A 9,799-nucleotide genomic window follows, 5' to 3' on the forward strand; every position below is an offset into this window, starting at 1 on the left:
GTCGGCACCTCGTTGCTACGACGCTATGACACCGCCCTTACTTCTTCCATTTAAATGCGGATGTACCAAAAAACATCCGACCCCGAAAGATATCACGACCAGAGGTGTCGGTTGAAAATTCCGGGTGCGAGCCGCAACTGAGACGCGGACGCACACCGCAATCGAAGCGTCACTGTGACGGAACGATCCGTCACGGGGGCCTCGGTGGCGAGGGGGACGCTGGCGGAACTAGTGACGATGGCCGCGCCTCGGCGGGTGTCATCAAGAACGCATCCAGCCAAGTTTCAACGTCCCGCGGCGCCGGGACGATCGGACCTGTCCGTTGTCGTTGCGTCTGAGGCAGGAGAGAAGCCGTGACCTGCGGTGCCTCAGATCAAGTGACAATCCCGTTGGGCTGATTTGTCATTTCATCTGGGGCAAACGGAGCTTGCCGCGAACTGTCATCGGCTGTAGCGGTCATGCCACTCCCGGCAGCCTGCGATCAGCGTAGAAAGCCGGCACAGGCAGACCCGAGACAACCGAAAAGTCGACGCCACGGAGCCTCGACAGCGATTTATCGATGGTATGTGAATTTTGACCCGCACGCCGAGGTCGGTTTTCATGTGCCGCAGAACCGATTTCGTTGTTGGCCAGGATCAGCCGATCGCTATCCGATTCGCGGTAACGCCTCGGCCAGGACACCCACATCGCGCCCCGGATTCCCCTGCGGGGAACTCGATCAGAAGCCGAGGTCAGGCAGCAAGCCGCTTGGGTCTACCGCGTCGGCAGCGCCCGATGGGTCGATGCCGAGCCAGTCGTCGAACAACGTCGTGGCGTTGCTCCAGTCGGCGGTGTCGCCCTTGAACACCGCGTCGAACAGATCGTTGAACAGCGCCCCGTCCTGCGGGTCGGCCAGTTCGACCCCGCCGATGTCGATGGGTCCGGTGGCGTCCGGGTTGAACAGCGGTGGGGTATCGCCGACGTCCACGTTAAAAAGATCGACAACCTGATCACCGGTGGCGTTAGGCGCCAGAAAATCGACAACCTCGCCGCCGTGCACCTGAACAGTGGCCTCTTCAAATCCCGGCAACCAGTTGTCGGCGATGACGAGGTTATCGCTCGGATTTGGACCATCGGGCGAACCCAATTGAACTAGAGCCGTAGTGAATTGCTCGTCCAACCCGATGTTGCTGAGCGGGGCAGCCGGACCGCTGACCCAATTGCCGACTATCGGGGCTGTGCCCAGCCCCAGGGAATCGCTCGGGTCCGATAGCGTAGCCGGAGTCGTCAGGACGACACTGCCACTGCTGCCGGTCGGCGTCACCGTCCAGCCATTGATCTCATCAGTGCCATCATCGGCATGTGCGGCACCCCCAGAGAGGTCTTCACCAAGCTACTGACCGACTCCGTTGCTTCCACCGCTTGACACCGCCGACACCAACCACCGCGGGGTCGGCATCCAGTGCCATCAAATGGTCACGCTCTAACCATGATTCGTAACCAACATGCTCGCGCGTGGTCGAAAACCACCACAGGCCCGGGTAATTACTCTGCCCGCGAAAAGATGGAAACCCTCGAACGGGGCGACAATTCGTTTCAAAACCTGTGGTCGAACACTGTGCCAGCGGTAGACGCGACCTACCCACGGTGGGCCTGAACTCAAGTTCTACGCCACCGACAACCTGCGGCCATGCCGCCACCGTTGCGGCGTGCACGTATCAAGGTTACGGGCGGTGCCCCAGATAGATTGGCAAAGACACGCCGATGCCTCGGATTCCGTGGCAATGCCCCACGTCAGATGTCAACGGACAGGACCCGCGGAATTCCACGGATCGAGTCGAGGCGTCGAACCGGCCCCCACATATTGCGTCACAGTGACGTATTGATGAGTCAGGGCCGGGGATGGGACGGCGGGATCGAGGGTCGATCAGGCCCGGCCATCCCAGCCCAGCGAGCGCCGCGAGTACCGGCGGGTGTGGCCGAGTCGACGGCGGGTGGCGACGGGATCCTTGGTGGCGCGGCCGGCGCCACGGCGCTTGTGCGGCTTGCACATGGCGCAGCCGCGCCAGGTGCGGGACGGGTGATGATTCGGCAACGCATGCTCCTGGACGCGACTCCGTGCCGGGCGAAGGTTTCCAGGTTACCCGTGGGCGCCGACATCATCCTCGCAGTTCAACCGAACGCCGATAACTTACATTATGTCAACTAAACCCCGCCGTTTTCATCAGATGAATCAGGGCCAGCCCGCCCAAGCCCCGTCCGCCCGCGTCGCCCAGCGATCCGAAAGTACTAGGGCAACAGCAGTATTCGCTGTTTGTCGCACCTAGCTCCGCGCCTGTCCACGTAAAGCCCCCTGGGAGTCAGCCAGCCAGGCGTCGCCGCCGTGATGGATCTACCTGCGCGGATGTGGTATTGATTCATCAGATGATTCAATGATTCATCGGATGATACGGACGCTGGGAGGCTGGATTGCCCGTCGACAAGAGCGGTCGCGTGTTTCTCGTAGGTGCGGTGCCGCTGCTGCATCCCGAGGTCCAAACCGTTGATGAGATGCTCGACGGCTGGCGCAACCAGCAACTGTGCCGCAACCTGGCCCACGACACGATCGACACTCGGATCGCGACGGTCCGACGGTTCATCGACCAGACCAATGAGTTCCCCTGGTCGTGGACGCCGGTCATCGTTGAGGAGTTTTTCGGCGACTTGCGCAGCATCAAAGGCCGCCGGCAGTCCACGGTGCGTGGCTATCAGAATTCACTGCGGCTGTTTTGCTCCTACATCGCCGACCCAGACTACGGCTGGGACCGGGTCTGCGAGCAGCGGTTCGGCACCCATCCGGCCCAGGTGTTCTTCGCGTGGAACACCGCGACCCATGTCCAGGACAACGAGCAGTCCCCCGAGAAACGGCCGTTCACCAAACAGGAGCTGCAGGACTTCTTCGACCACGCCGACGACCAGGTCACCGTGATCGCCAATGCCAGGAAGAAGGGTTGGTTGCCGGCCTACCGCGATGCCGTGATGTTCAAGGTCGCCTACTCTTACGGGCTGCGGTTCAACGAGCTACGCCACCTGCAGACGGTTGACTTTTCCCGTAATCCCCATGCTCGAGAGTTCGGTCACTACGGCGTGGTTAAGGTCCGCTACGGCAAAGCCAAGAAAGGATCGCCACCCAAGCGGCGCACGGTGCTGACGGTGTTCGACTGGACACCGGAAGTGATCGCCGACTGGCTGACGCATGGCCACCCGTATATGGACGAGGGCATGGACCTGTTTCCCAGCGAGCGCGGCGCCTTGGTCGCCGAGAGGACGCTGTTGCGCAGGTTTCGACGCTACTGCCAGAACCTCGGCCTGTCGGACGGACTCGACATGCACTCATTTCGCCGGTCTTACATCACCCATCTCATCGAAGACGGCTGGGACGCGAAGTTCGTCCAAGACCAAGCCGGCCACGAATACGCCAGCACCACCTCGCTGTACACGGGTGTCTCCAGTGATTTTCGGACCCGAACCCTGCGTCGCGTCCTCGACCGCACCGTCAACGACGCGCTCGCGCTGGGAGAGGAGACATCGTGAAACGCGAAGTCAGCTACAACTGGCGCCTCGCTGAGCTGATGGCCGCCCACGGCATGCACAACAGCACCGAGCTGATCCCCCTCCTCGTCGAACGCGGAATACAGCTCTCACGCCCCCAGGTCTACCGCGTCGTACATCAACGCCCCGAACGGATCTCACTGCAACTGATGGCAGCCCTATGCGACATCCTCGGCTGCGGGGTCGAAGACCTGGTGACGGTGACCGCTACCGACGTCCGCCGGCGAAAGACGGCCTCCGGAATCCCACCTTCGGCACCGCCCAACGTCGTCGAACTCAACAAATCAGTCCGGCCCCGACGAGCGCGCATCATCACCGATGGCGCCGATTAAGCCCACGCCGCGCTCAACCCGACGTGGGCGCCCACCCGTCACGAACGGAACCGCCGAGTGCAGCCGCTGCCACCGCAAGGCCAACAAGCTGCGCGTGGAATGGCCCGGTGACTGGTTGTGCCACAGCTGTTTCTACAGCGCCATGCGCACGCACGGCATCTGCCCGAACTGCGGACACGACGGCGTCCTGCCCGGCCGTTGCCGCCACGACGACCCACGGCCGGTCTGCCTGCTCTGCGCCGGCATCCAAGGCAACTACACCTGCAAAACCTGTGGGCTGGAAGGCGAAATCTACCGCCGCGGACAATGCGCCCGATGCACCCTACGAGAAGACCTGTGCAAAATCCTGCTGCACCACCCCGCCGACCCCGCCGCCATGCAAACCCTCATCGAAGTCCTGTGCGGCGTGGACCGACCCGAGAGCATCCTGACCTGGAAACGCAACGTCGAAGTGCTAAAACTACTGGGCGCGATCACCTCGGGTGCAATACCGCTCACCCACGACGGCCTCACTGCAGCCGGGCCCGGCCGCCACGTCGACCACCTCCGCAGCCTCCTGCAGCACCACGGACTGCTCCCCCAACGCGACGAACATCTCGCCCGCTTCGAGGTCTGGCTCGCCACCAAACTCGACGCCATCGCCTCGCCGACCGTCCGCGCCCCCGTCGAGCAGTTCGCCACCTGGCACCACCTACGGCGCCTGCGCAGCATGTCGAAGCCCGGCCAAGGCACCGACGGGCCGAGACGCTCAGCCCAGCAAGAGATCACCGAGACGATCAAATTCCTCACCTGGCTCCACGACACCCACCATCGTGCGGCCGCCCACTGCACACAGCGCGACGTCGACGAATACCTGGCCTCCGGTCCGACCACCCGCTACTGGATCCGAACGTTCTTCGTCTGGGCCACCGGCGCGAAGATCACTACCGGCGTGAAAATCGGATTCCGACAAGCCAGAACCACGCCGACGGTCACCCAGGAACAACGTTTGGCCTGGATCAACGAGATGCTCACCGGCGACTCCGAAACCCTTCCCTACCGAGTTGCCGGCGTCCTCCTTCTGCTCTACGCCCAACCACTGACGAAGATCGCTGCGCTGCAAGCCACCGCGATCCACCGAAAAGATGGGGAAACCCGCATCGCCCTCGGTACCGAACCAGTCCCGGTCCCCGAGCCGTTCGCGTCGCTGCTCAACTACTACCGTGACAACCGGCCCAACCTGCGCACTGCAGGAGGTGCCGTCGGCACGCCCTGGCTATTCCCCAGCAGCAGGCCAGGTCGACACTTCGACCCGCAGACCATCATGAAGCGGCTCCGCTCCCTCGGGATCAACCTGCAAGGTGCACGCAACACCGCGCTGCAAGAACTCGTCTCCGAAATCCCCGCACCCGTCGTCGCCGAAATGCTCGGCTACAGCGACCGGGTCACACAGAGACACGCCACCGAATCCGGCACCACCTGGGGAAAGTACGCGCACACCGGTTCCCGCCGCACAGAAGCGCACCCCCGATCACCTCTGGGAAGCGCGGCAGGTGCAATTCACAGACCTGATGAAGTTCAGCGCGATTCTTGATGACGTCAACGCTATCGGCGGGCCGGGAGCAGGGTCCGCTCCGATCCCGGGATGAACTCATCGACCGCTCTCCGGTTGTATCGTGTGGACCCCGAGCAGGTTAAGGAGGCGGGCTGTGCGGATCGCGTATCGCTGGCGCGTCGGCGTGTGCGTGCTCTTGCCGCTACTGGCCATCGTGCGTGCTCCCGACGCCTCCGCGGCGCTCCCGCTGGGCGGCGGGGCGGGCATCATCGTCGACGGCACCTACTGCACCCTGACCACCATCGGCCACGACAAAACCGCAGAACTAGTTGGGTTCACCGCCGCCAGTTGCGGTGGACCTGACTCCCCAGTGGTTGCCGAAGGATCGGAAAACCTCGGCCCGGTGGGCACCGTGGTGGCCCTTGCCAACGACCCTGGTCTGAAGTACTCCGTGATCAAATTCGACCCCGCCAAAATCACCCCGCTGTCCAACTTCGCGGGTTTCGCCATCAATGGCATCGGCCCTGACACTGAACAGGGCCAACCCGAATGCCGACTCGGGGCCGCCACCGGTGACTTCTGCTGGATCCGTACCACTACCCCCGGTTCGAACCCGCGGCGGTCCATGAAGGGGGCTGTCAACTATCAGCCCGGCGATAACGGTGCCCCGGTCACCTCTGGTGGCCTGTTGGTCGGCATGATCTTCGCTGGCGTATATTTCCCCTGGCCGGGGCCTTTCATTACTCAGGGCTGGGACACCATCCTCGTCAAGTTCAGCGCCATCCTCGATGATGTCAATGCCAATGGCGGTCCGGGTGCCGGGTTCGTCCCGGTTCCGGCCTGAGACGGGACGGCCATCGGACACGAGGTGGCAACCACGGGTACGGGTGGCTGCTCCAGTGCATCGCAGCTAACTGCCAGGCCGGCGGCGTAACGTGCATCACCGGCACCGTGTTGACTGGCGGTCGCCCATGCTCGTGGGGAAGGTTCGAAGATGTCCGTTCGTGGTGTTCGTCGCTGGGGTGTCGGTATCGGTCTGGTCGGCGGAGCCGCCGTGCCCGTCGCAATGCTCGGAATCGCTGCCGCGCACGCCGACGACAGCACCGATGCGATCAACGGCTGGACGGTGACGCCAACCGGCGATAGCGCGAGCCCGTTGCTGCCGGCCACGCTCTCAGACCCAAGCAATTCCCTGGGACTGGGCGCCGACCCCATAGCGGGCAGCTTTGGCAGCGTTGCGGCGACCCCGCTGAGCAGCATCGGCGTCAATGAGTCGTTCACGACGGCGCTTTCGACTGCCGGCACGTCAGACAATCTCATCATTCAGGACAACTGGTTCTCTGGCTTCGAGATCGCCTCCGTTCAAGCCGGCCAAGACAACGCGGTCATGTCGCTTCTGGTCCCCGACGCCAGCGGTAACCAGGTCGTCGATCTCTTCAACTTCGGCACCCCAGACCCTGCGCCGCTGTTCAACCCGGATGCCACCGGCCCGATCGAGGTCGGCGGCGTCGACCTGGCATCGCCTGACGCAGGTGCGCTGTTCAACGACCTCGGTGATGCGCTGTTCACGGGAAACACCACCGCGTGGAGCAACGCCACAACGCTGCTCGACGGCCTATTCGGCATCGACCCGTCAGGAGCCGCTGACGCGGTAGACCCGAGCGGCTTGCTGCCTGACCTCGGCTTCTGACCGACTTCCCCGCCGGAAAGTATGGCAGGGCCAAGTCCGCACTCCAGTCGGCGTAGACAGCTGGCGCACGCCACCGGGGCTGTTGACCGAGGATTTATTCGGGGGTCCCTGGGGTGCCGGGAGCGCCGTCGAGACCGCCGTTGCCGCCGTTGCCGCCGGGTGCGCTGAAGGCGCCGTTGCCACCATTGCCGCCGTTCCCGCCGCGACCGTCGCCGTCCGGACCGACCTGCCCACCGTTACCGCCGTTTCCGCCGGTGCTTTGCGCACTATTGCTGCCACCGTTGCCGCCGTTACCGCCGTCTCCCCCGGTCCCGCCGTTGGCGGAGCCACCGATCCCTCCGGTTCCCGCAGCGCCAGGCGAAGAACCTGACGCACCGTCACCGCCGTTGCCGCCGTTACCTCCGAGCCCGCCGTCACCGGCGCCGCCACCGCCACCACCGCCGCCGCCGGTCGTCGCGCTGAAGGGACCGCCTGCCGCACCGTTGCCCCCGACTCCGCCCTGGCCGCCGGTACCGCCGCCGCTGGCGCCACCGGTGCCGCCATCACCACCGGTGCCTGATGGGGTCACGGTGAAGGTGGTGCTGCCGCTGATACCACCGGCGCCGCCGTTGCCGCCGTGGCTTGCTTGCCCGCCGTCGATACCGTTTCCACCCGCGCCGCCGTTGCCGCCAACACCGGCGATACTGAGATAACCCCCGTTCGGTTCGCCTCCGGTGCCGCCGTTACCGCCGGCACCAGCAATGCTGCCCGCTCCACTCGCGGCACCCCCGTCGCCACCGGCCCCACCATCACCGCCAGCCCCCAGCCCAGGAGCCCCGTCTGGTGTGCCACCGTCACCGCCGACACCGCCGACTCCACCAGCCCCGGCGACACTGTCCAGACCGCTGGCCGCACCGCCATCACCGCCGGCCCCACCATCTCCCCCGACACCAACGTTGAGCAGCGGCGCCAGGATGAGCGGGAAGGCGAGCTCCCCGCGGCTGCCCACGCCGCCGGCTCCGCCGTTGCCGCCCGCACCGGCGATGCTGTCGGCGCCGGCTGCCGGGCCACCGGTGCCGCCGTCACCGCCGTTACCACCGATTCCGACCGTCCAATAGCCGCCTGCGCCTCCGGTGCCGCCGTCTCCGCCAGCCTCACCGTCGGCCCCTGCGCCGCCGTTGCCGCCTCTGCCGCCGTCACCGATCAAATTCCCACCGGCACCTCCGGCCCCGCCGTCGGCGCCGGCCCCGCCATCACCGCCGGCGCCGCCATTGCCGAACGCCCCAGCCGCACCACCGTCACCGCCGACCGTCCCGGCCTGGTCGCTGCTCCAGCCGGCACCGCCGTCGCCGAACAGCCAGCCGCCGCCACCCCCGGTCGGATCGGCCGCTGTTCCGACATCACCGTTGCAGATCAGACCGCAGTGGCCGTCAACGGCGAATGCCGGGTTGATGAGGTTGTCGAGTTGAACACCGAGCGAGCTGGTGATCCACTCCTCCCAGGCACTGTGCAGCGGCGAATAGATCAGGCCGATAAGGCCTCCGGAGTCGATGAACTCGGTCAATGCATCAGCACCCGAGCCCGTGGTCGCCGCGGCCGAGCCAGCCGCCGACTCCGACGGCACCGCGAGCAGACCGTCAAGTCGGAGGCCATCGAAGCCGAGCACATCACCATCAGCCGGCGCGCCCACCCCTATAGTGCCCGCGACAGCTGAGTCGGCAAGCGCGGCGGTGACGGTATCGGCCGCCGGCGCGGGGAACCATAGAGTGGGGTCAAGCAGGTCGTCAACGCCGAAATCTGCGCTGGCCACCGGCGCGGCCGACACCAGCAATGCCACCGCCGAACCGACCCCGAGAAGCCGATGACGCCGGCGTCGTCGACTCGAAGACATCCTTTCGCCACCGTAGTCGCCCTCACGGCTGTACCGCCGGCCCGAACTTACGCGCGAATCCCCAGTACCAGCGAGGACTTCAACGCCGCCATTGGCACCGCGACTACTGTGCATACGCGGCATTCTCCAGCCGCCTCCTGTGAACATGCTGCTCGGCCGCTCGGCACATAGTGTCAACGTCACGTTGCTATCGGGTGATCGGAAGGCCGTTCGGGAGGCGGTGCGTCCCGCTACCTTCCCGGTAGGAAACTGCTGCACGCATATGCCCAGGGCGGCCAGCTTGTCCTACTTCGTTTCGTTCGGGTGACTGGTGTGCACCTGCTCCAGGTAGACCGTGCGGCCCTCGACGAAGAACCGAATGCGGGCTGTGCCCTTGAGCGTCGGCTTGTGCTGCCAGCGCTCGTGGACCTTGCCCCCGCGGGAGATCGTGCCGAGAACGCCGCGCAGCGGGGAGTTCGTCGGGGTCTTAGTCAGGGGCGTCCGCGTCAGAAAGTCCCAGGCCTCAGCAAGCGGATTACGGATCGTTGCCGCGAGATCCTGCCAGCCCCTGGCCGCCTCGGCGGTTGCGTAGCGAACCTCGTACTCGATCTTCTTCGGAGGACGAGGGACAAGCTCGCCGCGCTTGGCGGCCACCGCTACGGCCGCTCCACAACGACATCGTTATCGCCCAACCACTCCGGCTCGCCCCTGCCGAGACCGGCGGCGATGGCGGTCGCAGTCTCCTGCCACGAGGTCAGCTCCGCGAGCACCAGATGCGGCTGGCCGGTGGAGAACGACGCCCGCGCAGCGTCGACGAGGTCCTG

The 9,799-nt window shown here is 65.3% G+C and carries 9 protein-coding genes; 5 read left to right on the forward strand and 4 right to left on the reverse strand.

Features of this window, described 5'->3' with window-relative positions; genetic code table 11:
* Positions 1-718 precede the first annotated feature (718 nt).
* Together KIH27_RS21440 and KIH27_RS21445 are read right to left on the reverse strand one after the other, a co-directional pair.
* Positions 719-1,303: a hypothetical protein gene (locus KIH27_RS21440; protein ID WP_214094983.1), complete on the reverse strand. Its 585-nt coding sequence runs from the start codon at positions 1,301-1,303 to the stop codon at positions 719-721.
* A 603-nt stretch (positions 1,304-1,906) separates the two neighbouring features.
* Positions 1,907-2,074, reverse strand: coding sequence for a hypothetical protein (locus KIH27_RS21445; protein WP_214094984.1), 168 nt, complete (start codon positions 2,072-2,074; stop codon positions 1,907-1,909).
* Positions 2,075-2,448: 374 nt separating this feature from the next.
* Here KIH27_RS21445 and KIH27_RS21450 point away from each other — a divergent pair, with 374 nt between their 5' ends.
* The 5 genes from KIH27_RS21450 (at position 2,449) to KIH27_RS21470 (ending at position 7,126) form a co-directional block, all read left to right on the forward strand.
* Complete coding sequence (locus tag KIH27_RS21450) at positions 2,449-3,552, forward strand: tyrosine-type recombinase/integrase (protein ID WP_250150522.1); 1,104 nt, start codon at positions 2,449-2,451, stop codon at positions 3,550-3,552.
* Entirely contained in the window at positions 3,549-3,902 is a 354-nt protein-coding gene (locus KIH27_RS21455) for a helix-turn-helix domain-containing protein (protein WP_214094985.1), read from the forward strand. Before KIH27_RS21450 ends, KIH27_RS21455 begins: the two co-directional genes overlap by 4 nt.
* 142 nt (positions 3,903-4,044) lie before the next feature.
* Positions 4,045-5,475: a site-specific integrase gene (locus tag KIH27_RS21460; RefSeq protein WP_250150524.1), complete on the forward strand. Its 1,431-nt coding sequence runs from the start codon at positions 4,045-4,047 to the stop codon at positions 5,473-5,475.
* Positions 5,476-5,590: 115 nt separating this feature from the next.
* Positions 5,591-6,280 carry a chymotrypsin family serine protease gene (locus KIH27_RS21465; protein WP_214094986.1) on the forward strand — a complete coding sequence of 230 codons (690 nt, stop codon included), beginning with the start codon at positions 5,591-5,593 and terminating at the stop codon, positions 6,278-6,280.
* A gap of 150 nt (positions 6,281-6,430) precedes the next feature.
* Positions 6,431-7,126: a hypothetical protein gene (locus KIH27_RS21470; RefSeq protein WP_214094987.1), complete on the forward strand. Its 696-nt coding sequence runs from the start codon at positions 6,431-6,433 to the stop codon at positions 7,124-7,126.
* A gap of 94 nt (positions 7,127-7,220) precedes the next feature.
* On the opposite strand, the gene KIH27_RS21475 is transcribed toward KIH27_RS21470, so the two are convergent.
* Both KIH27_RS21475 and KIH27_RS21480 read right to left on the reverse strand, forming a co-directional pair.
* Positions 7,221-8,996 carry a PGRS repeat-containing protein gene (locus tag KIH27_RS21475; RefSeq protein ID WP_214094988.1) on the reverse strand — a complete coding sequence of 592 codons (1,776 nt, stop codon included), beginning with the start codon at positions 8,994-8,996 and terminating at the stop codon, positions 7,221-7,223.
* Positions 8,997-9,281: 285 nt separating this feature from the next.
* Positions 9,282-9,629: a hypothetical protein gene (locus KIH27_RS21480; protein ID WP_214094989.1), complete on the reverse strand. Its 348-nt coding sequence runs from the start codon at positions 9,627-9,629 to the stop codon at positions 9,282-9,284.
* Positions 9,630-9,799: the final 170 nt, after the last annotated feature.

The sequence above is a fragment of the Mycolicibacter acidiphilus genome, from assembly GCF_018455725.1.
Classification (GTDB): Bacteria; Actinomycetota; Actinomycetes; order Mycobacteriales; family Mycobacteriaceae; genus Mycobacterium; species Mycobacterium acidiphilum.